Origin of the sequence: Actinoallomurus sp. NPDC050550 (assembly GCF_040655075.1) — a bacterium.
Lineage (GTDB): Bacteria > Actinomycetota > Actinomycetes > Streptosporangiales > Streptosporangiaceae > Actinoallomurus.
The window spans coordinates 19,847-41,876 of record NZ_JBFAJC010000083.1 but is presented as its reverse complement, the minus strand read 5'-3'; the positions used below and the strand labels follow the sequence as shown (position 1 = coordinate 41,876).

At 65.9% G+C, this 22,030-nt stretch carries 22 protein-coding genes and 1 tRNA gene; 16 read left to right on the top strand and 7 right to left on the bottom strand.

Features of this window, described 5'->3' with window-relative positions; translation table 11 throughout:
• The first annotated feature begins 933 nt into the window (after positions 1-933).
• Positions 934-1,482, top strand: coding sequence for a GrpB family protein (locus AB0I04_RS51570; RefSeq protein ID WP_360903105.1), 549 nt, complete (start codon positions 934-936; stop codon positions 1,480-1,482).
• Between the two features lie 213 nt (positions 1,483-1,695).
• On the opposite strand, the gene AB0I04_RS51565 is transcribed toward AB0I04_RS51570, so the two are convergent.
• A complete protein-coding gene (locus AB0I04_RS51565; RefSeq protein WP_360903102.1) occupies positions 1,696-2,208 on the bottom strand; it encodes a hypothetical protein in 513 nt (170 codons plus the stop codon).
• Entirely contained in the window at positions 2,201-3,754 is a 1,554-nt protein-coding gene (locus AB0I04_RS51560) for an RNA-directed DNA polymerase (protein WP_360903099.1), read from the bottom strand. Before AB0I04_RS51560 ends, AB0I04_RS51565 begins: the two co-directional genes overlap by 8 nt.
• Before the next feature lie 253 nt (positions 3,755-4,007).
• Between AB0I04_RS51560 and AB0I04_RS51555 the strand changes: the two genes are divergently transcribed.
• From AB0I04_RS51555 to AB0I04_RS51505, 11 genes are all read left to right on the top strand, one after another.
• Positions 4,008-4,856, top strand: a complete 849-nt coding sequence (locus AB0I04_RS51555; RefSeq protein ID WP_360903096.1) for a helix-turn-helix transcriptional regulator — start codon at positions 4,008-4,010, stop codon at positions 4,854-4,856.
• 91 nt (positions 4,857-4,947) lie between these two features.
• Positions 4,948-5,346, top strand: coding sequence for an ATP-binding protein (locus AB0I04_RS51550; RefSeq protein ID WP_360903093.1), 399 nt, complete (start codon positions 4,948-4,950; stop codon positions 5,344-5,346).
• Positions 5,347-5,450: 104 nt separating this feature from the next.
• Positions 5,451-6,293, top strand: a complete 843-nt coding sequence (locus AB0I04_RS51545; protein ID WP_360903090.1) for a sigma factor-like helix-turn-helix DNA-binding protein — start codon at positions 5,451-5,453, stop codon at positions 6,291-6,293.
• Positions 6,294-7,115 carry a protein phosphatase 2C domain-containing protein gene (locus tag AB0I04_RS51540; RefSeq protein ID WP_360903087.1) on the top strand — a complete coding sequence of 274 codons (822 nt, stop codon included), beginning with the start codon at positions 6,294-6,296 and terminating at the stop codon, positions 7,113-7,115.
• A gap of 329 nt (positions 7,116-7,444) precedes the next feature.
• Positions 7,445-7,681, top strand: a complete 237-nt coding sequence (locus tag AB0I04_RS51535; protein ID WP_360903084.1) for a hypothetical protein — start codon at positions 7,445-7,447, stop codon at positions 7,679-7,681.
• Positions 7,681-7,929, top strand: a complete 249-nt coding sequence (locus AB0I04_RS51530) for a hypothetical protein (RefSeq protein WP_360903081.1) — start codon at positions 7,681-7,683, stop codon at positions 7,927-7,929. Before AB0I04_RS51535 ends, AB0I04_RS51530 begins: the two co-directional genes overlap by 1 nt.
• Positions 7,926-8,234, top strand: coding sequence for a hypothetical protein (locus AB0I04_RS51525; protein ID WP_360903077.1), 309 nt, complete (start codon positions 7,926-7,928; stop codon positions 8,232-8,234). The genes AB0I04_RS51530 and AB0I04_RS51525 overlap by 4 nt, the downstream gene beginning before the upstream one ends.
• A gap of 257 nt (positions 8,235-8,491) precedes the next feature.
• Positions 8,492-9,937: an FtsK/SpoIIIE domain-containing protein gene (locus AB0I04_RS51520; RefSeq protein ID WP_360903074.1), complete on the top strand. Its 1,446-nt coding sequence runs from the start codon at positions 8,492-8,494 to the stop codon at positions 9,935-9,937.
• On the top strand, positions 9,934-11,553 hold the full coding sequence (locus AB0I04_RS51515) for a replication initiator (protein WP_360903071.1): 1,620 nt from the start codon (positions 9,934-9,936) through the stop codon (positions 11,551-11,553). The genes AB0I04_RS51520 and AB0I04_RS51515 overlap by 4 nt, the downstream gene beginning before the upstream one ends.
• Positions 11,550-11,744: a helix-turn-helix domain-containing protein gene (locus tag AB0I04_RS51510; RefSeq protein ID WP_360903068.1), complete on the top strand. Its 195-nt coding sequence runs from the start codon at positions 11,550-11,552 to the stop codon at positions 11,742-11,744. The genes AB0I04_RS51515 and AB0I04_RS51510 overlap by 4 nt, the downstream gene beginning before the upstream one ends.
• Entirely contained in the window at positions 11,741-13,141 is a 1,401-nt protein-coding gene (locus AB0I04_RS51505; RefSeq protein ID WP_360903065.1) for a site-specific integrase, read from the top strand. Before AB0I04_RS51510 ends, AB0I04_RS51505 begins: the two co-directional genes overlap by 4 nt.
• A 211-nt stretch (positions 13,142-13,352) precedes the next feature.
• Here the strand turns inward: AB0I04_RS51505 and AB0I04_RS51500 are convergent.
• Positions 13,353-13,434, bottom strand: a tRNA-Tyr gene (locus AB0I04_RS51500).
• A 356-nt stretch (positions 13,435-13,790) separates the two neighbouring features.
• On the opposite strand from AB0I04_RS51500, the gene AB0I04_RS51495 reads away from it, so the two are divergent.
• The gene (locus tag AB0I04_RS51495) at positions 13,791-15,800 is read left to right on the top strand and encodes a transposase (RefSeq protein WP_360903062.1); all 2,010 of its coding nucleotides are present in this window, start codon (positions 13,791-13,793) and stop codon (positions 15,798-15,800) included.
• A 54-nt stretch (positions 15,801-15,854) separates the two neighbouring features.
• Positions 15,855-16,346, top strand: a complete 492-nt coding sequence (locus tag AB0I04_RS51490; RefSeq protein WP_360903059.1) for a YajQ family cyclic di-GMP-binding protein — start codon at positions 15,855-15,857, stop codon at positions 16,344-16,346.
• Between the two features lie 224 nt (positions 16,347-16,570).
• Here the strand turns inward: AB0I04_RS51490 and AB0I04_RS51485 are convergent, their stop codons facing one another.
• Both AB0I04_RS51485 and AB0I04_RS51480 read right to left on the bottom strand, forming a co-directional pair.
• Positions 16,571-17,515 (bottom strand): pyridoxal-phosphate dependent enzyme, encoded by a 945-nt coding sequence (locus AB0I04_RS51485; protein WP_360903056.1) that lies wholly within the window; start codon positions 17,513-17,515, stop codon positions 16,571-16,573.
• A 20-nt stretch (positions 17,516-17,535) separates the two neighbouring features.
• Positions 17,536-17,802 carry a helix-turn-helix transcriptional regulator gene (locus tag AB0I04_RS51480; protein ID WP_360903053.1) on the bottom strand — a complete coding sequence of 89 codons (267 nt, stop codon included), beginning with the start codon at positions 17,800-17,802 and terminating at the stop codon, positions 17,536-17,538.
• 36 nt (positions 17,803-17,838) lie between these two features.
• Between AB0I04_RS51480 and map the strand changes: the two genes are divergently transcribed.
• Positions 17,839-18,597, top strand: coding sequence for a type I methionyl aminopeptidase (gene map / locus AB0I04_RS51475; RefSeq protein WP_360903050.1), 759 nt, complete (start codon positions 17,839-17,841; stop codon positions 18,595-18,597).
• Between the two features lie 129 nt (positions 18,598-18,726).
• Positions 18,727-19,260, top strand: coding sequence for a GNAT family N-acetyltransferase (locus AB0I04_RS51470; RefSeq protein ID WP_360903047.1), 534 nt, complete (start codon positions 18,727-18,729; stop codon positions 19,258-19,260).
• 108 nt (positions 19,261-19,368) lie between these two features.
• Here the strand turns inward: AB0I04_RS51470 and dacB are convergent, their stop codons facing one another.
• The gene (gene dacB / locus AB0I04_RS51465; protein ID WP_360903044.1) at positions 19,369-20,922 is read right to left on the bottom strand and encodes a D-alanyl-D-alanine carboxypeptidase/D-alanyl-D-alanine-endopeptidase; all 1,554 of its coding nucleotides are present in this window, start codon (positions 20,920-20,922) and stop codon (positions 19,369-19,371) included.
• Positions 20,923-21,060: 138 nt separating this feature from the next.
• Positions 21,061-21,918 (bottom strand): zinc metalloprotease HtpX, encoded by an 858-nt coding sequence (htpX, locus tag AB0I04_RS51460; protein WP_360903041.1) that lies wholly within the window; start codon positions 21,916-21,918, stop codon positions 21,061-21,063.
• Positions 21,919-22,030 lie beyond the last annotated feature (112 nt).

Below are 22,030 nucleotides of genomic sequence, written 5' to 3'. Positions count from 1 at the left end.
TTGGACCCAGCCAGCCGTCGACGGCCGCCGCGAGCCGGATGCAGCCGGACGGTAGCGAAACGGCCCTTCACCAGTGTCACCGCTGGTGAAGGGCCGTTCTGCCTGCCGTGGCGGGTCCAGTGTTCGAACCTGGGTAGGCTAAGCCGACGGATTTACAGGACGCCATGGATCTTGGCGCTACTCCCCCGCTGACCTGCACGAATCCTCAGTCGGCTCACTCGATGCAGTCGGCGCATTCCGCATATTTTCCGGATCTTGGCCTTGTTGCCGCCGTAGGCGATGACCTGCTCAGCGATAGCGCGGAAGCCGACGTCCATCGATTGTCCAGGCGTAGTTACAACCGCTGCCGTCTGGGAGCCATTCAGTGCATCCGAGGAAGTCGCCATAGATCGGTGAAAAACTAACCCTGATTCGACCGCGACCACACCGGCAGGTCCCACCGACCGCTACGCCTCGCCCCCTCGGACCGGCGCTAGCACGATCCTGGGCCTCGTCTGGGACCACCCGCTTCACCACCCACCACAGAACGCGGATCGCTATGCCGAGGCCAATGACGAAGTGCAGCCAATTCACGCTCACCATCCTGTGATCGCTAAGCGAACCCAGCAAGTCGGTTTCGGCAACCGCAGCACCTGCCTGGTCATCCCGTCTGCCGTCGTCCCACCCACCGGGGAGCGGGCCAGGCCCCAGGGGTGAAGGTGGAGCGCCCCACCGGACGAACGACCTTCACCCCTGGGGCCTGGTCTGCTCGGCTCGTTCTGGGACGACGGCAGACGGGATGACCAGGCTTCCACCTCCACCACTGACCACCTGTGCTCGGTATAGCTCCCATCCCGGAGCCGGAAGCGCCCCCGCCGGAGGCGCCTGAGCAGCACCGTGTGATCTGGAGCTGCCGCCGAACGGGCCGTTCGTACGGATGACAAGATGGCGCCTATGGCGAGGCCGACCATCCGAGTCGTTGCGTACGATCCGGCATGGCCAGCTTTGGCTGCCGCTGCGATTGAGGAGCTGGAGCAGGCGTTGCCTGGATTCATGGCGGAGATTGAGCACATCGGCTCGACTGCTGTGCCCGGGTTGGCGGCCAAGCCCATCATCGATCTGATGGCTGCGGTCACTGATCTGGAGACTGTTGAGCGGCACCAGGAGGTTTTGGCAGAGCTGGGTTATCACCGTCACTTCAACGGCATGGTCGACCGTCTGCTGTACGTGCGCGCCGCCGGCGGCGTGCGCAGTCACATCCTGCACGTGGTCACGCTGGAGAGCTGGCCAACCCGCAACCAGCGGATTCTGCGCGATTACCTACGCGACCATCCAGCCGACGTCGAGCGGTATGCCCGGCTGAAGCGGGAGATCGCCGCAGCTAGGGTCGCTCCTGGCGACTATGCGCGAGCGAAGACGACCCTGATCCAGGAGATGACGGATCGGGCACGGGCAGAGCGTGGCTTGCCATCGGTGCCCGTGTGGGAGAAGACGGAGCGGTAGTACAAGTCCGGCTGTCTGCCCGGTGGACCGCCCGATCGGCACGGCCGGAGGGACCGGCGCCCACGCCGCACGCCCGTAGGGCGTGCCGGAGCGGGCGGTCCGCGGCGGCGCTTGCGCCGCCGCCTTGATCTAATACAGCAAGATTCGGCAACGTTTCGAGGTTGATCGCAGACCAGGCAAGCTCGCCTTCTTGCCGTCAATATTCGTACCAAGCTACTTGCCGCTGGACTGAGTGTCATCGGTATAGGCCATAACCCCAGCAGCTATTCGCTTCTGAGCTTTTTTGAACAGTCGATTAGACGTCGGTTCACTTTTTAGAACCAAGTCATTGTATTCGGCACGCAAAGACCGCACGACAGCCTCCAGGTCAGTGTACGACTGAGCTTGCAATGCAACTCTGCGTTCAAGCCTGACATTATGCCTCAATCGAGTAAACAGTCGGGCGCTGTCTTTGTAGAATGGCGCCTTTCGTTCCGCGCCCAAGAATGCGCCAGTTGCTGCCACCGCACCCGATATTGCGGATAGTGTTCCAAACTTATTCGACGCGTTGAGGGCCACAGCGAAACCCGCCAATGCCGATATCAAAGCAGGCAGGAAAACCATCAGCTTACCCCAAAACTCCGCAGCCTTCGCTGCCTCAAAATAGGCCGTTGCCGTATACGTGGCATCCTCGTATAGAGAGTCCATCTCCCTCAGGAGTGGTTTTACTTCATCAGCATTAACCACGGTACCTCCGTGCGGGCGGCAGCGGAACTTCCGGTTCGCTTTCTAGATATCGACACACCCAGCGCAGGTCGGGCACCGCCTGCGCGGCACGACCAAACCATGAGGCATCGTCTTGACGTGTCTCGTATATCGCTACGAGTAGCGCTCGACGCAATGCAAAGGAAGGGTCACGACGAAACTCTTGCCTAAGTAGAGCACCGTCCCCTGGACGTGCGTTCCGCCCGACATATCTCGCCGCATATTCTCGCAAGAATGTTTCTTCGTTCCTATCTCGCAGCATCCCCCAAGCCGCTTCGTAGGCCTGCAAGCTATGCATGTCTTGTCGCATCATGAACCCGAGAATATGCAGCTCAGCATACGGATAACCTTTAAATACTCTCTTCGATATAGCTTCCGTACAGAATCGACGCACCTTGTCAGGGTACCCTGCGAAGTGCTCTAGATAGTTAACGAGATCCTGCGCCATCTGTGGCACATGCTCGAAGTTTCGGACGATCCAATCGATCGCGTACGGGTCGTCGAGTTTTTTGAGCAAATTTAGACTGAATCTAGCATCTCGCTCGTTAATATCCACACCTTCCGTAGCTTGATCGAAATACTTGCGGACTTCAGCTGGAGCAGAATCAGAGCCGATATTCGCGTTATATCGGATTGCATCTTTTTCCATGTCATCGAAAACTTGCGGGACGTCCTTCGCATCGAATATTTCAGTTTTATGGCCAGACATACTCAAGCGACGCCCTCTCATAGCTCGATTAACCTCAAGCAAGCAGTGGCGAAGTATCTCCCGATCCGGCCCGAAGATGAAGATGTCATCAGAGTACCTCATGTGTTGCAATGCACTGCGGGTGATGATTCTGTCAACCGGAAGGAGATATAGATTAGCGAGTATGCCCGACGCATCACATCCTTGCGGCAGCCCCCAGACGTGATTCATTTCCTGGAACGTATGCAAAAAGTCATGAAGTCGCACGAGCATCTGTTCATCGACTTTGAGCTGCCGCAACTCCTGAACGAGGATACCGACGTTGATATTTTCATAGAATGCCGATACATCAGTTCTAGCCATGAGAAGAGCCGGATGCCTCTGATTGAACGTGCGGCCATATTTTCGCATGCGCACCCATGAACCAACAGGACGCCTAAGATCACCCTTGAAATCGGACCAGCGATAACTGTAAACGACCCTGGGAATTTCGATGTCAATCTTCGAGACCATAGAGAATACGCATGCTTCATAGTAGAGGCGATCCTCTATGCGTAGCCTTGCGAGAGGCCTAACGGTCAGCTCATCTTTAGGGAGATCAACCACTTCTACGTAGCCTGGGGTGTAGCCGCCGCCTTCCACCATTTCGACAAAGTGACGCCGGTACATATCCCACTGATACTCGATGTCCGCTAGCCGGATTACATCGGGCAGCTCAACCTCATCCTGATTTTTGAGGAATCGCCGCCACGCGAAGTCTAGTGCCCCTTCAAAAGAATCGAGGTCAGGGATATCTTCAATCCCGCCGACGGCCACTACATCCCCCTGGGAGTCGCGCACTAGGGCACTCGACAAGGAGACGATGCTACCTGATCTAAGCCGCTTTGCGGCACTTGCAAGACCAATACGCTTTGCACTGTATGAGCACGTTTGGCACCGCCAACGACCCGCAACCTGGCCGAAGATTCCCCACGACGCCAGAGGGGCTTCGCAGGCGCAACTGGCCATCACGCTGAGCTGCCCAGGTCTGAGGCTCGCCGGCATCTCATCCTTGCCTGGCCGCTTTACTCATCCGATGGTGTAGACCCTGGGTATGCAGCAGATCCGACAGGAACGACTTCGAGAGTTGGGTGAACGGATCCGAGCGCTACGCAGCGGGGCGCAGTTGACCGGTGCGCAACTGGCCGATCGTGCGGGCGTAACACAACCTACGGTCTCGAAGATCGAGACTGGGCGGATGCTTCCAAGCAGCGAAGTTATCAGCGCGCTGGCGGGAGCGCTTGGCGTGGACGAGGACGTGCGCGACGAGTTGATGAGTCTGTTGGAGCGGATCGACGCAGAGATCAGCACACTCAGACGCATAGGTGACGCGGCCCTCGCTCGGCAAGAGGCCATAAGTGTTCACGAGCGAGGGGCTACGGCGGTCGAGTGCTTCCAATCTGCATTGATCCCAAGCCTGTTGCAGACGGCCGAGTATGCCCGTCGAACCTTCAAGGCGGCCCGGTTTGACGATGAGCAAGACGTAGCTCGAGCAACGGCGGCGCGCATCGAAGGTCAGGGCTTGCTGTACGAGCAGAGCCGACGCTTCTCATTTGTGCTAACGGAGAGCGCACTCCGCACCTGGCCTGGCTCGCCGGATGTGATGCGAGCGCAACTGGCGAAGATCGCTGACGTCTCAACGCTGGAGAACATCTCGGTAGGTGTCGTGCCGTGGTCGGCGATCGTACCGACCTTCCCGTTGCATGGCTTCGTGATCTACGACGAGTCGGCGGTCAGAGTTGAGACCTTCGTTAGCGAGCTAGTGGTGAACGATGAGCAGGAGATCGCGATCTACCGGCAGACCTTCGCAGCCTTCCGCGAGGTGGCGCTTGTCGGGAAGGAGATGCGGGAGGTTGTGTCCCGGATCGCCCAGGATTACGAACGGTGGTCCGCAGGAAGGTAGAGGCATAATGCCTCTGATTCCTTGAGGCATAGGCATACGCAGGAATACTCTCGGTGTCCAGTGCATAGCCCCCTAGACAGGGAGGTGCGCCGTGAGGCCACCCTGGACCCGCTGTCTCCCCGGCCTGCCCGCCTCGGTCACCGAAGCCCGCCGCTTCGTGACCGCCTACCTGCACGATCTCCACCCCGAGATGGCCATGCGCGCCGAACTCGTCGTCAGTGAACTGGCCACGAACGCGATCAAGCACACCCGGAGTGGCCTGCCCGGAGGAATGCTCTGGGTGACCGTCATCCTCTTCGACACGGCGGCGCGTATCTCGGTAACCGACCAAGGCGGCATCACCACGCCCGTCCCCCAGGTGGCCGACGACTCGGCCGAGGGCGGTCGCGGCCTGCAGCTCATGTCCCTGGTGGTCAAGGACTGGGGACACCATTACGAAGGGTCGCACTGCACGGTGTGGGCGTTGGTCGATGGGGTCGATCGGGCGTGAGTCCGCGGGGCGTCCCTCGGCTCCGGAGCAGTCTGATCGGCCCTTCTTCTAGGCCTGTTTTGTCTATCCCCCTAGACTCGGTCCAGTGGATCGAGGAGGGTGGCATGTCGGATGAGGTCGACCGCATTGCGGCTACCAAGGATCCGTTCGTGCTGCTTCGCCTCGCCACCGAACGCCTCGCGATGGCACAGCAGGAGGTGACCGAGCTGGCGCGGTTGCGGCGGCGGGTCATCCAGGATCTGCACAGTCAGGGGCTTTCGTACGCGCAGATCGCCAAGCAGGCCGGCCTGAGCCGGGGACGTATTCACCAGATCCGCCATACCGGTCCGGCCCCCGAAGGGGCGTTCCTCGGCACTGGGGCCGTGACCGTGGTTACTCCCCTGCGACCGGACCCGAACACTGGTCGCAGCCATGTCACCTTGGATGACCTGACCGCAGGCAAGCGGCTGGAAGACCTCGCCCGGACCTTCGACCTGGAGGCCGGCTCCGAACACGTCGGTGTCAACGGAGAAATCGACCTCAACCGCTCCGGCCTGCTGGTCATCTGCGGCCCGCGCATGTCCGACGCCGTGCGCGAGACGTACGAAAAGGACCCGGTCCTGTCCTGGCGGCGCTCGACGGAGGGCACGTGGACGCTGTACGACTCCAAGGCGGACAAGACCTTGCGGTCGGGCTCGGACGCCGACCCAGCCAGGCCGCATGACATCGGCTACCTCGGCAGGCTCCCTCGCCCGGACGGGAAGGGCACCGTGCTGACGATCGCCGGTGTTCATCCGCCCGGCTCGCTTGGAGTCGTGCATCTGCTCGCCACCGAGATCGCCACGTTGTGGGGCCAGGTCGGTGACCGGCCGTTCTCCGTCGTCGTAGGAGTCGACTACGACCCGGACACCCACGAGCCAGCCAAGGTCGAGCTGCTGACGCCGCTGTATCAGCACGAGGACCTGTAAATGCGCGCCTCGTTTGCATCGGTTCCCGGCTCGGCCGACCGGTCGAACGAGGACTTCGCCGCCGCATCGCATGACGTCGTCGTGCTTCTGGACGGGGCGGGTACTCCCCCAGGGGTCGAATCTGGGTGCTCACATGGGGTGGCCTGGTACGCCCGCCAGCTCGGCGCTCAGTTCCTCATCGAAGCGGGCGCCACGCCCCGTCGGCCTCTCGCCGACGCGCTCGCAACGGCGATCGAGCGACTAGCCGCCCTGCACGGGGACGCCTGCGACCTCACTCACACCAACACGCCGTCCGCGACCGTCGCGGCCGTTCGACGGACCGGCGATGACCTGGAGTACCTGGTGCTCGCGGACTCGGTCCTGGTGCTCGATGTCCTCGACACTGACCCGGTCGCCGTGACCGATGACCGGCTGGCTCGCATCAGCCGGAGCCTGCGCGCCGAGATGGACGCGCTGCCGACCGGAAGCCCGGAACATACCCGAGCCCGCTGTGCTTACGCGCACAAGCTCGGCTCCTACCGCAACACCGACGGCGGCTTCTGGGTCGCCAGTACCGACCCGGCCGCCGCCGCGCATGCCCTTACCGGCTCGTTGCCGACCGATCGACTCCGAGCGGTCGCGTTGCTCAGCGATGGCGCGAGTCGCCTGGTCGACCGGTTCGGCCTTACCGACTGGTCCGACGCTTTGAAGATCCTCGCCGACGACGGCCCGGCCGAGCTCATCCGCCGGGTTCGCGCCGCTGAAGACAGCGACCTACACGGTGAGCGGTGGCCGCGGGGCAAGGCCAGCGACGACGCCACGGCCGTGTACTGCCTGCTCTGAACACGCCCATCCGAGAATTTGTCGACCCCCCTAGACAGTTCGCCAAGTCGGACCGTACCTTGGATGCATAGCCCCCTAGACACCGTCGACGGGACCGACGGACTCGCATCTGTCTAGGGGGGTCGACATCAAGGAGAGCACTGCATGGCACTCAAAGGCGGTACCCGCTTCAAGGTCACCATGGCCGACGTCTTCCCCAACGGCTGCAACCTGGTCCCCGCCCCGCCTCGATCGTGGAGGCCCAGGACTACGACGAGCGGTCAGGGCGACGGTCCCCGGCCAAAGACAAGATCACCGGTCAGCGAGTGTTCACCTGCCGAGTGATGGACATGGACCCCGAACTTGATGGCCGGCCGCGGGAGATCGCGGTCAAGATCCTCGCCGACGTCCAGCCCGTCGCACCCACTGGTACGCCCTTCGAGCCGGTGGAGTTCGAGGGCATGACGGTCACCCCGTACGTCACCGACAAGGGCCGGATGGCCTTCTCGCTGCGGGCCACCGCGATCACCGCGCCCAAGGGCGGCAAGGCGGCTGCGGCCCCTTCGGCCGGTAAGGCGGCGGCCTGATGGGACGGGGACCTGCGCTGTCGCTGCCGATCAACGGGCATTCCGGCGCGGAGTTCCGCAGCTACCCCCGCGCGAACCCGATCTTCACCTTCCGTGCCGGTCACGTGCTCGTTTCGCTCACGCTCCCGGACCGGCTGCTGCCCGATCACGTCGCGTTCGCTCGCGCCTTGGCCGACCAGGCGGTGGCATACGCGACCGAGGTCGAACGGATCTACCGCAACGGCAACACCGACAGGAGGACCGGATGAGGGAGACCGGCTACACCTACACGACGATCACTGCTCGGGCCGGTGAGCCCATGACCATCGGCACCGCGTTCTACCTCGACCGGACCGCGAACATCCAGTTCTACGACGGAAGCGATGGCCGGCCGTTCATCGCGATCGATCACGGTCAGGTGAGCGTGCACATCGGACCGCGCCCCACCACCGCGCTCACCGCAGAGGACGTTGCGGTAATCCGCCGATTCGCTCAGGCGTCTGCGGGACTGCTGGCCGAGGTCGAGCGCCTGCACGCTGAACAGTCCAAGCAGCCTGGTCACGCTGCGGCCTGACGCAAAGCGGGGCGGCTGGAAGCTCTCACCCTTCCGGCCGCCCCCTGTGATCGCCCTCTCACGGAATCCACCTCTGGAGGAGATCGAGTCATGTCTACCCGAACCAAGCGGCCTCGCTGCGTCGTATGCCGCAATCCCCTCCCCGAGAACGCCAGGAACGGTAAGTGCCTGCCGTGTTTGGGGCAGACCGTGCTGTTCCCCAAGCGCACCGCCGAACGCCTCGCCCGCCCGACCGGCTCCGTCGGGGGTGGTCGGTGATGGGCTGGGAGTTCCGCAAGTCGACTCCGTCGGACAACGTGATGGTGCCCGCGACGGCCGACCCGTTCGAGTCACCGAAGTGGGCGCCGCCTGTCTGGCACATGCCTCCGGTGCTCGTGCTGACCGTTCACCTCGTCCGCGCGCTCGTGCGCTTGGCGCTCTTCCTCGCCCGCCACCCCATCACGGTCGCAACGGTCGGGTGCCTCGCCTGGCTGACCTACACCATCGGATGGCAGCTCGTCGCCGTCCTGGTCGCATTCGCAGCCCTGTGCCTGGGCTGCTGGGCCGCCTACTGGTGGGACTCCTTCCTCCACCTCGTCGGCTACCCGGCCCGTGCCCGCTGGCGGCACCTGTTGGTGTACCGGCGGCGCTGGCAACCGGTGATGGTGATGTCCGGGCTGGCGTTCTACCGCAACGCCCGCGAATACCTTCCCGTCATCAAACGCGTGACGGTCACCACGACTACGGACCGTGTCCTGGTCAAGATGCTGTCTGGGCAGGCTCCGGGCATCTGGCGGGACCACGCCGAAAACCTTGCCCACGGCTTCGGGGCCGCGCTGTGCCGCATCCGCACCGCCAGCAAGCCCGGCTACCTGTGGCTCGAACTGGTCCGCCGCGACGCACTCGCCGAACCGCTGGCCGCCCTGCCAGTCGGCACCGAGGACGGCCGCGCCGTCGACCTGTCCGCTCTGCCCATTGGGCGGCGAGAAGACGGCTCGACCTGGCGGCTACGGCTCCTCGGCACGCACGTCCTGATCGCCGGTGCGACCGGAGCCGGCAAAGGCTCGGTTCTGTGGGGCCTGGTCCGGGCACTGCTCCCGGCCATACGCGCGGGCCTGGTCCAGGTCTGGGGGATCGACCCCAAGCGCATGGAACTGGCCTTCGGCCGAGACATCTTCAACCGCTACAGCGACGACGCTATGGGCGGCATGGTCGACCTGTTGGAGGCCGCCGTGGCGGAGATGCACAAGCGCGCGGCCCGGTTCGGTGGAGTCACCCGAACGTTCATCGCGACCGCGGCGGACCCCTTCCTGGTCCTGATGGTCGACGAACTGGCCTTCCTCACCGCCTACTGCCCTGATCGCGACCTGAGAAAGCGCGCAGACGCCGCGCTGGCCACGCTGACCACTCAGGGACGCTCGGTCGGGATCTGCATCGTCGGCGCGCTCCAGGACCCGCGCAAGGACGTCATCAACATCCGGAACCTGTTCCCCACCCGGATCGCGCTCCGGCTGGATGAGGCCGACCAGGTCGACATGGTTCTCGGAGATGGCGCGTACGAACGCGGCGCACTCGCCGACCAGATCTCGCCCATCCCCAAGACCGGCGCCGGAGTTGGCTACGTCCGGCTGGAGGACTCACCCGACCCGGTACGCGTACGGGCGGCGTTCGTCTCCGACACGGACATCGCGGCCATGGCCGGCTACCTCGCGGAGGCCGCATGATGACCGACCACACCACGCCGGACGCTCCGCACAAGGTCCGGCCTCCGCTGGCGCGTGAGGTCGTGAAGGCCGTCGCCGTCGAACACGGCGTGTGCATCCGCCCGGTAGCGATGCGCCGCACGGACCTGGTCACGGGTGAGACCAAGATCGTGAGCATGCCGTGCGGGCACACCCTCGCCTCGGTTTGCCCGCCGTGCGCCGAACGCAAGCGCAAGCTTCGCGCTACTCAGTGTCGGGAGGGCTGGCATCTCGGCCAGGAGCCGGTGATCGAGCGGGCCGACCCGGACGACGAACAACGCTTCTGGATGGAGAAACGGGCTGAGGTGCAAGCCTGGGCGGACCGAGCCGAGGCGGCCGGTGAGGATGCCTCGGAGTGGCGGGAACTGCTGACCGAGATCAACGCAGAACTCACCCGAACCGGCGTTGTCGGACGCCTCTCCGCCGACAAGCCTGAACGACCCAAGCGGTCCACCAAGCGCCGCCAGGACGTGCCTGATCTTCCCCGCCGTCCCGTGGCGGCTCGGACGGTCGGGAAGACCTACACCGCCCCGGACGGAAAGACGTTCCGGCCGTCGCTGTTCCTCACGCTCACCCTGGACTCCTACGGGCGCGTGAAGAACGACGGGACGCCGGTCGACCCGGCGACGTACGACTACCGGCGGGCGGCTCGCGATGCCCTGCACTTCTCCAAGCTGGTGGATCGGTTCGTGCAGAACCTGCGCCGGTTCGTCGGCTATGACGTGCAGTACTTCGCCGCCGTCGAACCACAACGCCGGCTGGCTCCTCACCTGCACATGGCAATCCGCGGGACCATCTCCCGCGCCGAGTTGCGCCAGGTCGTCGCGGCGACCTACACCCAGGTGTGGTGGCCACCGACCGACCGGGTCGTGTACGCGGGGGAGCGCCTGCCGTACTGGGACGCACAAGCACGGGCCTACCTCGACCCGGATACCCACCAACCCCTAACTACCTGGCAGGACGCGCTCAAGGCACTCGACGATGACGACGCCGAACCGCTGCACGTCGGCCGGTTCGGACGTCAGATCGACGCACAAGGCGTCATGGCCGGTACGCCGGAGTCTTCTCGGCTGATCGGCTACCTGACCAAGTACCTGGTCAAGGACATCGCCGAATGCCACGACGCCGAGACTCCCGCACAGGCTGACCACGCTGACCGTCTGCTGGAGGCGCTGCGGTATGAGCCGTGCTCGCCGACGTGCGCGAACTGGCTGCGCTACGGCGTCCAGCCCAAGAACGCCCGGTCCGGCCTGACACCGGGCTACTGCAAGGCCAAAGCACACCGCCGCGAATACCTCGGCTACGCCGGACGCCGCGTCCTGGTGTCCCGCAAGTGGTCCGGCAAGACCCTCGCCGACCACAAAGCCGACCGCAAGAACTGGGTCCTCGCCCGCCTGGCCGAGGCCGGCGTTTCGACAACCGGCCACCCCACCACACCCGGCCGCTACGCCTGGGAACTCGCACCACCCGACGACCCGGACGTCAAACCGGTCGAACAGCGCCTACTCGCCTCCATCGCCGAACGCCTGGAGATGCGACGCCAACTCGACCACGCCAACACCACCCTCGATCTTTCGGCAACGCAGGAGGCCGCGTGAGCACGAGGCGGGACGAGCTTCTGACCATTGACCAGGTCCTCGAAGAACTCGGCGGAGTCTCCCCACGAACGTTCTACCGGTGGCGTGAGATCGGGAAGGCCCCTGAAGCGATCCGGCTGCCCAACAACGAACTTCGCATTTGGCGGAGTGAGCTGATGCGCTGGCTCGGCACTCTCCGGGAGGCGGCGTGAACACGTCGTACAAGGTCAAGTTCTGGGAGATCCGCCCGAACAAGTCCAAGCCGAAGCCAGGTAAGCCGAGCAAGGTCATCTCCTACACCGTGCGCTGGACCGTGGGCGGGCGCGAGAAGTCGCAGACCTTCCAGCGTTCGGTGCAGGGGAAGAACTTCCTTTCAGACCTGCGTCAGGCCGCGAAGGTCGGCGAAGAGTTCGACATCGACTCGGGTCTCCCGCTGTCGATGCTCCCCACAGAGGGGGAAGAAAAGCCTGTCCGAACCTGGCTTGAGTTCGGCGTCGCATACATCGACATGAAGTGGCCGGATGCCGCGCCCACCAGCCGTGATGGCCTCACGGAAACGATCGCGACGGTTTCCCCTGCCCTCGTGCGGGACGACGCCCCTGAAGCGCCTGACCCGCACACGCTCCGGGAGGCTCTGCGGGCGTACTACCTCGCTCCCCAGGATCGCGAGCGTCCCCGGCCTTCTCAGATCACGGACGCGCTCACGTGGCTGGAGAAAGCCTCGCTGGAGATGCCGGAGGTCGCTAAGCCCTCCAACGTCCGGGCCGCGCTGAATGCCTTGTCGCGACGCCTGGACGGCAAACCGGCGGCAGCGGCCACAGTGGCGCGCAAGCGGGCGGTGCTGCACAACGCCTTTGAGTACGCGGTCGAGCTGGAGGAGTTCGCGCGCAACCCGATCGGCAAGGTGAAGTGGACGCCACCCAAGCTGGCCGAAGAGGTCGATTGGCGGGTGGTGATCGGCCCTCGCCAGATGCGGGAATGCCTGACCGCCGTTACGTACGTCGGCAAACGGGGGCGGGGCCGGCGTCTGCGGGCACTGTACGCCTGCATGTACTACGCGGCGCTTCGCCCTGCTGAGGCTGTTGCCCTGCACAAGGATGACTGCACGCTCCCGGAGGACGGGTGGGGCAAGCTGGTGCTCACGCGATCGCTACCCGAGTCGGGAAGGCGGTATACGGACGAGGGGACATCCCACGTGCAACGCGGGCTCAAGCTCCGGCCCGTCAACGAGATCCGGACGGTTCCGATTCCACCGGTCCTCGTGAAGATCCTCCGTGAGCACATCGCAGAGTTCGGGACGGCCGAGGATGGGCGGATCTTCCAGACCGAGCGGGGCGGCATCGTCGGGTCCACCGCCTATGGCGATGTGTGGGCTCAGACTCGCGCCCTCGCCCTCACTCCCGCCCAGCTCGCCTCTCCCCTGGCTCAGCGGCCGTACGACCTACGGCACGCGGGGGTGTCGCTGTGGCTCAACTCCGGTGTTCCGGCAACTGAGGTAGCCGAGCGTGCGGGCCACAGCGTCAAGGTCCTGCTCCAGATCTACGCCAAGTGCATCGAGGGCCAGGAGGACGGCGCGAACAAGCGGATCAGCGATGCGCTCGGCGAGTGATTTGATCTACCCTGTCGGGGCTCCGGTTCACGCCGGAGCCCTTCGCCGTTTCCGGGGTCTACCTGCGGAGACGCACCCGGATTCATTCCGCGTATATTCCGGGACCAGTGACAAACGGCTGCATCCGGCGGCCGGTGGCTGCCTGGGGCGATCAAGAAACGAGAAGGCCCCCAACCGCATCTCTGCTGGTCAGGGGCCGTTCCACCTGCTGTGGCGGGTCCAGGGTTCGAACCTGGGTAGGCTAAGCCGACGGATTTACAGTCCGCTCCCATTGGCCACTCGGGCAACCCGCCTGGTAAGCCGCCGTGGCGACGCTCAGAAGGATAGCGGACTCTGGGCCTAAGGGTGACATCGGTTTCGGGAGGCCCGATCACAGGCGTCGGTGGCCCGCGAGCGCTCGAGCACTCACTAGGCTCACAGGTTTCCATAAAGAGCCGTTATGTTTCGGAGCTGTCGTTAGAGGGCGCCGAGTTGCTGTGGTTGCTCACGATGACAAAGCGGGCGATGGCGCTCGATGGCGCTTCGCCGGTGGGCGGTCAAGGCCCCGGCGGCGTTGGCCTCGCTCGAATTTTCGAATCATTGGGCGGATTGCCGTTACAGATCGCTACTGTGCGTGCATGTTTGGCTGCGTGTCGTCCGGTCATGTCGTATGAGCCGGAAGCTTTCGTTGGCCGCCGGTCAGGTGGCGCGGACCGCGTCCGCCCGGGTGCTGCTGCGTGGCGGGGTGGATGAGGGCACCGGTGAGGCCTTGATGGCCCGGGCGGTGGCCGAGCGGGTGGGCTGGGCTGCGGACCTGGTCGCCGGGATGACCACTGGACTGTTGGCCGGGCACTGGAATGCCGGGGAGGTGGCTCGGCTGGCCGCCGGGGTGGATGATGCGGGTCAGGTGTTGCCGTCGAATGCATGGATGGCGTTGCGCCGCCTGGGCTGGGGCGTGACCGTCCCCGACGGGGTGCGGGTCAATGACCGGATCGTGCGGATGGCTCAAGAACAGGCCGGAAGAGCCCTGCACGGTGCCCAGCACCGCGCGCAGATGGTCGTTGGCATCCTGGCGACCTGGCCCGCCGACCCGGACAAGCGCACCCCGACAGAATGGGACGCCGTCCGCGAAGCGATCCCTGATGGCCGGTTCCTGCCCGGCAGTGTGATCAAGGCGCGCACACGGCAGGTCAGCGCGTTCGTCGCCGGGCATGGGCGGCTGCCGGTCGATTTGTTCGACCTGGAGGAGGCGCCGCGCGCGACGCGGATGCTGGTACTGGCCGCCGTCGACCGCCAGCAGGCCACCCTAGAACGCGCCGACGACGACCCGACCAGGGCACTGCTGCGGCTGCAACTGCCCACTCGCCCGGATCCGCGCTCCTACGCCGACTGGACCTGGGTGGCCTGCCCGTTCACCCCGCCGCCCACTGTCCCGCCCGACGCGGTGCTGCACCTGCCCACGCTCCGCCCGCAAGGCCGAAAGGTGCACGCAGATCTGGCGTTCTCCCACCCCGTCCCCAAAGCCGAACGCAAGGGCCACACGACGGCGCTGGGCGTGGACTGGGGGTTGAACACCTTGCTCAGTGCCGGGGCCTGCCGGTTGCGTCCCGACGGCACCATCATCGCGGTGGGGGCCGGGGCGATGTTCAGGGCCGCCGGGGTGATGGCCCGCCAGCACCGGCTCCGCCGCCACGGCGAGCACCTGCACGCCAAAACCGGCACTTACACCCGCCTCATCGGCGACCGGGAGGATCATCATCTGGTCGTCAAGCACGCTGTGCTGACGGCCGAACGTCGGCACGTGGCCGATCGCCGGTCGGGTCTGAACGACGCATTGGCCTGGTCGGCGGCGCGGTGGGCGGTGGATCAGGCGATCGCCGCCCGGGCGAGTGTGATCTACGTGGAGGATTTGCGGTCGATGGAGGCCAAGGGGATGGGCCGCACCCTCAACACCCGGTTGTCCCAGGAGGTGCGCGGGCAGATCGTCGGCAACATGCGGCACCTGGCCGCCGAGACCGGCATCGCCGTCGTCACCGTCCCCGCCCGCAACACCTCCAAGCACTGCCCGCAGTGTCTGGCCCCGTTGCGGCACTGCAAGGCACCCGACCGGCCCACCGCTCCCGGATGGAAATGGGCGATCTGCCCCAACTCCGACTGTGGCTGGCAAGGCGACCACGGCGCATGGCGGCGCATCGCCGCCCGCGGCCTCACCCACCAGACGAAGACCATCGTCGACCGCGCCACCGGCCACATGGCCATCGGCGGCATCATCGACACCGTCGAAGCGACCGCGGTCCTCGCCCCCACCGCATCCGAGCAACACCAGGCCAGCGGGGGTGACCGGTCCAAGATCGGCCCCACCCCGCGACGAACTCCACGCCCCGCGCCCAGGCGACGCAGGGCACCCTCCACCCCCGCCCCCCAAAGGCCGGCGGGTCAGCGTCCGGAGGGAAACGCTCACACGGACCACAAGCTGCCCCGCGCGGCCTGCCGGTACCAGGGCGTGCGCACACCCGTGCACACGATCAGCTCAAACACACCCACCACCCGCCGGGACCGACCACGGCACTGGCCGCGAGGGGCTGCGCTGGGCGCGGGCTTCCACCTCCACGCCCACGCCACCCCACCACGGTGGGAAGATCCTCCAGCCACAACACCTAATGTAGCTACGGATCCCTAAGCTGATCAGAGACGCTCTTCAGAGAGATCGTCGTAATCCGTGAGGACATGAACCGTGGCTTCGGAAAGCTCTTTCGACATCGTGTCAAAGCTCGACCGGCAGGAGGTGGACAACGCTCTGAACCAGGCCGCCAAGGAGATCGCCAACCGGTTCGACTTCCGTAACGTCGACGCGGGGATCCGGTGGTCGGGCGAGACCATCGAGGTCCAGGCGAACAGCGAGGAGCGGGCCAACGCCGTCCTCGACGTCTTCAAGGAGAAGCTGGTCAAGCGCGGCGTCTCCCTGAAGGCGATCGACGCGGACGAGCCCAAGGCGTCCGGGAAGCTCTACAAGCTCACCATCGGGCTGAAGGAGGGCATCTCCCAGGAGGACGCCAAGAAGATCGGCAAGATCGTCCGGGACGAGGGCCCGAAGGGGATAAAGGCGCAGATCCAGGGTGACGAGCTGCGGGTCAGCTCGAAGAAGAAGGACGACCTGCAGGCGGTGATCACCCTGCTCAAGGGCAAGGACCTGGACGTCGCCCTGCAGTTCACCAACTATCGGTAGATCATCAGACGGTCAGGCCGTCTACCTGCGTCGGGAGTCTCGCGCGGTCCGCGAGGGCACATCCGGGGCACATGACCAAGAGCGCCGTCAACGATCGTGCGCGTCTTCTCATGTGCCTCGGGCCGCTCCGCGACGTACTCGTTGAGGATGATCGTGGATGTTCGGGGTCCCCGCGACGCGGGCGGCCGGCCCCAGATGCGACGAGGTCACCCGGCGCATCGGGTTCAACCCGTTCGCCAAGGACAGCAGCTTGGCCTCGCGCCGTTATCTGCGACACCGGTAATGATCGCGACGATAACCGAGCCTTCGGCGAATCGACCGCGCTCAACGAGGTCGAGAATGCCGTACATCATCTTTGCGCCATAGACGCGGTCTAGTTGCAGGCCGTGTTGGTCGGCGAAGTCATCGATGAACGCGGTCAGTCCCGGTTTCTGTTTTGCGTATCCACCGAAGTGGTAGTCGAGCTCGATCCGCCACCGACCGCGCTCTCGACCGTAGGCCTGCTCTTGCAGCTCTCGGACCTCATCGCCCAGGAACCTGCCTCCCTTGAGCACGGAGAACCCGATCGCCTCCTGCCCGGTCTGGAGCCCTGCGGCGACTCCGGCCAGGGTCCCACCCGTTCCCACCGGGCAGCAGATGGCGGTGAAATGTTCGGTGATCTCTGCCGGAATCTCGGCGCATCCTCGCAGTGCCAGAGCGTTGCTTCCCCCCTCTGGCAGCAGATAGAACTCGCCGAACTCATCGTGCAGCCGTTGCACGACGTCCGATTCGTGCTTGCGCCGGTAGGTCGTGCGGTCCAAGTACGCCAGGGTCATGCCCTGCTCTACGGCGTAGGCCAACACGGGATTCAACGGCTCATGCGGCTCGCCGCGGATGACCCCGATCGTCCTGAACCCGAAGTAGTGGCCGGCGGCTGAAGTAGCGCGGATGTGGTTGGAGTAGGCACCCCCGAAGGTCAGCAGCGTCTCATGACCATCGCGCTGGGCGGCTTCGAGGTTGTACTTGAGCTTGCGCCACTTGTTCCCAGGGATCTCCGGGTTGATCAAGTCATCCCGCTTGAGCAGCAGCCGTACCGAGCGATCGGCAAACCGAGAGTCCACCAGCTCCTCGACCGGCGAGGGTAGGCGAAGGGTCGCGTCCCTGATCCTGCCGCGTTCGGTTGCCGCCATACCCCAGTGCCTCCTCGGTCTCAGCCGACGAGGCGGGAGTCGTCTTCGGGAGAGAGGCGGCGGGCGAGGTCGGTCAGGTCGAGGTCGAGGGCCTCGGCCAGGGCGGCGACGGTGAAGAAGGCGGGGGCGGCGATGGCGCCCCGCTCGATTTTGCGCAGGGTGTCGAGGGAGATGCCGGCCTCGGCGGCGACGGAGGCCGCGCTGCGCGGGCCGCGTGCGGCGCGGAGCACTTGGCCGAGGGCCCGGCCGCGGTCGCGCTGGTCTTCGGTGAGCGGGGTTCGCACCATACCGAGGATTATAAGACTGGTATTAAAATCTACCCCATGGTGACATTGAGGAGTCAGGCCGAGATCGATCGGATGCGCGAGGCGGGCCGGGTGGTCGGGGAGGCGCTGCGCCGGGTGACCGACGCGGTCGAGCCGGGGGTCAGCCTCGCCGAGCTGGACGCGATCGCGGCCGCCTGCATCAAGGAGCACGGGGCTCGCCCCAATTTCCTGAACTACCACCCGTTCTGGGCGCCCACTCCGTACCCGGGAGTGGTGTGCCTGTCGGTCAACGACGTGATCGTGCACGGCGTCCCGGACGGGCGGGTCCTGAAGGCGGGGGACATCCTGTCCATCGACTGCGGCGCCGAGGTCGGCGGCTACCACGGTGACGCGGCGGTGACGGTGCCGGTCGGGGAGGTCGACGATGACGCGAAGCGGCTGCTGGAGACCACGCGGGCGGCGCTGACGGCGGCGATCGCGGTGGCCGTCCCCGGTGGTCGGATGGGCGACATCGGGTACGCCGTGGAGACCACCGCACGGCCGTACGGGCTGCTGGAAGGGGTCGGCGGACACGGCATCGGGACGGCCATGCACGAGGAGCCGGACGTCCCGAACACCGGACGGCCCGGACGTGGGTTGCGGCTGCGTGAGGGGCTGGTCATCGCGATCGAGCCGATGCTGATCGAGGGCGGTGTCGACGAGGGGCGTACGCTCGCCGACGGCTGGTCGATCGCCACCGCCGACGGCAGCCGGGCCGCCCACTTCGAGCACACGATCGCGATCACCGCGGACGGTCCGATGATTCTCACCGCGTGAGGCTCCAGCCGGAATTCGCCGACGGCACCGCCCGGCCGTCCCGACCGGAACTCGCCGACGCCAGCCCCCGGCCGTCCCGACCGGAATTCGCTGGCGGTGCGGCCCGGCCGTCCGGTAGGACTACCTGCCGTGACGACGTGGACGCTGGCCCCTGAGCCCGTTGAATCTCCGGACGCCACCCGGCTGCGCCGGGAGTACTACGCCGAGGTCGCGAGCCGCTACTGGAAGCGGCCCGCGACCCCGCAGGAGGTCGACGAGGGATTGGCCGGGGACGGCGCGGAGTTGCTCGTCCCGCCCGCGGGTCAGTTCGTCGTCGGCAGGTACGGCGGTGAGGCCGCGGCCTGCGGCGGCGTCCTGCTGCTCGACACCGACGCCGACGCCGATACCGGCACCGACGCCGACGCCGACGCCCGCACCGCCGAGCTGACCCGGGTGTATCTGCGTCCGGCCTTTCGCGGCAAGAAGGGCGCGGGTCTCCTCCTGGAGTTCCTGGAGGAGGAAGCGCGTGCGCTGGGTGCCCGGCGGATGGTCCTCAACACCCGCCTCGATCTGATCGAGGCACGGTCGCTGTACGTGCGGCACGGCTACGCCGAGATCCCGGCCTACTGCACGGGTCCGTACGTCGAGATCTGCTACGGCAAGGATCTCCGACCGGCCGGGTAGCCGGAGACGGCGCGGTGCCCCGCACGCACAGAACAGCGCGGTGCCCCGCACGCGCAGATGAGCGCGTACGGGGCACCGATCCGGACACTCAGGAACCGATGGCCGCGATCAACGGTTCGTGGCCTTGCCCTTGGTCCAGGAGCTTTCGAGGTTGCCGCCGTTCTGCGCCGTCTCCTTGCGGAGGGTGCTCTGCGTGCCGGCGGACTTGCCCGACGCGAGGCGGATCGCGATCTTGTCCTCGATGTCCTTGGGCGCACCGCCCTGGTAGCCGTTGAACATGATGGAGAAGAACAGCGGCTGTCCGGTGTCGTCCTTCACGTAGCCGCTCAGCGCGGTGACGCCGGTGAGGGTGCCGGACTTCGCGTGGACGTTCCCGGCGGCGGCGGTTCCCTTCATCCGCGTCGCCAGGGTGCCGCCGACGAGCTTGTCGGGCTGACCGGCGATGGGCAGTGCGTTGTACCAGGTCGAGAACCAGGGCTTCGGCTGCACCGCCTGGAGGATGACGCTCACCTGCCTGGGCGTGGTCTGGTTCGTGCGCGAGAGCCCGGAGCCGTCGGTCTGCTTGACCTTGGCGGTGTCGACGCCGAGCGTCTTGAGGTACCGGGAGATCGCGGCGATGCCCGCGGCCCGGGTGCCCTTGCCCGCGGCCTTGCGGCCGATCGCCTTCGTCAGGATCTCGGCGATCTGGTTGTTGCTGAGCTTGAGGAAGGGCGTTGCCAGCTGGGACAGCGTCATCGACTGCCGGGTGGTGACGGCCTTGGCGCCCTTGGGGGTCGCGGCCTGCTTGGTCGCCCCGACGACCTTGACGCCGTGCGCCTTGAGTGCGCGGCGGAAGACGTCGGCCGCGTACTGCGTCGGGTTCGGCGCGGTGGAGAGATGGTCCTCCTTGCCGCCGTTCGCCGGGTAGGAGCCGGTGATGACGACCGTGCCGCCCTTGCGGTCGACCGACACGGTGGAGCTCGTTCCCGCCTTCGCCGTCGTCGCGCGATTATCGATCTTCACGACGCTCGTCGCCGGGGTCAGGGCGACCTTGACGGGCTTGCCCTCCTGGCCCGGGGTGATGCTCACGCCGATCGATCCGGCGTCGAACACATCGTCCGGGGAGACGTTCAGGGCCGAGATTCCGGCCGCGTAGGAGTAGGGCAGGTCCGTTGGGTCCCAGCCCGGCGGGGTGTACTCGTGGTCGAACCAGGTGTCGTCGGCGATCAGGTTGCCCGTGATCTTCTTGATGCCCTTGGCCTTGACCGCGGCGGCGAGTTTGTCGTAGTCGGCTCCCCGCAGGGTGGGGTCGCCGGTGCCCTTCAGGTACAGGTTCCCGCCGCGCGTGTAGACGCTGGTCTTGAACCGGTAGTCGGCGCCGAGGATCCCGAACGCCGCGGTGGAGGTCTCGATCTTGTTGTTCGAGCCCGGGATCTTCTGGTCGTCCGAACCACGGTCGTAGAGGACCGCGCCGGTCTTGGCGTTGCGGACGATGACACCGATGCTCGCGCCCTTGAGGCGGCTGTCCGTGAGGATGTTGTCGATGTCGGTCTTAAGGTCGCCGCTGGTGGCCGCCGTCTGCGTCGCGGTGCTCGTATCCGTCTGCGCGAGGGCCACGGCCGTCGTCGCAACGACCGCTCCGCCCGCCACCACGGCGAGCGCCCCCTTCAAAGATCGACTCATAGCAGCCGATCGTAACGATCACGGCACACCCCGCATGCCGCACTTACGGGATTTGCTACTGATTGCCGCGAAATCGCCGATAAATCGCCGCGAGAGCCTCAGGTGGCGTTCCGCCGCCGCGCCCGGATACGAGCCCGCTCAGCGGCGGTAGCCGGCCATCTCCTCGAGGCGGGCGATGCGCTGGGCGGTCGACGGGTGGGTCGAGAACAGGCGGACCAGCCCCTCGCCCCGGAACGGGTTGGCGATCATCAGGTGGCTCACCGCGGTCAGGCGGCCGTCCTCCGGTAGGGGCAGCTGGCGCGTGCCGCTCTCGATCTTGCGCAGGGCGGAGGCGAGGGCGAGCGGGTCGCCGCTGAGCTGGGCCCCGGACGCGTCGGCCTGGAACTCCCGGGTGCGGCTGATGGCCAGTTGCACGATCGTGGCCGCGATCGGGCCGAGGATCATCATGAGCAGCGCCCCGAACACGCCGGGGCCGTCCTCGTCGTCGGAGTTGCCGAACGGGATCAGCCAGGCGAGGTTCGCCACCCAGGTGACGACAGCGGCCAGCGCCCCCGCCACCGAGGAGATCAGGATGTCGCGGTTGTAGACGTGCGACAGCTCGTGCGCGAGGACCGCGCGCAGTTCACGCTCGTCCAGGATCTGCAGGATGCCCGTCGTGCAGCAGACCGCCGCGTTGCGCGGGTTGCGCCCGGTGGCGAAGGCGTTCGGCGCGATCGTGGGCGAGATGTACAGGCGCGGCATGGGCTGGCGGGCGCCCGTCGACAGCTCGCGGACGATGCGGTACATCACCGGCTGCTCGACCTCGCTCACCGGCCGGGCGCGCATGGCCGACAGCGCGATGCGGTCGCTGAGGAAGTACGCGACGCCGTTCGTGACCAGCGCGATCACGAGGGCGATCGTCAGACCGGCGCGGCCGCCGAGCGCGCCTCCGATGAGGAGGATCAGCGCCGACATGACCCCCAGCAGGGCGGCCGTCTTCACACCGTTGAAACGCACTCCGACACCTCCCCTTGTCCCCGTTAAGATCAACGGGCTGACCTGGAGAAATGTTCCCGTCAGGACCTGTCTCGAAGTCCCCGTCCGTAGCGAGCGGTGTCCAGATGGCGGC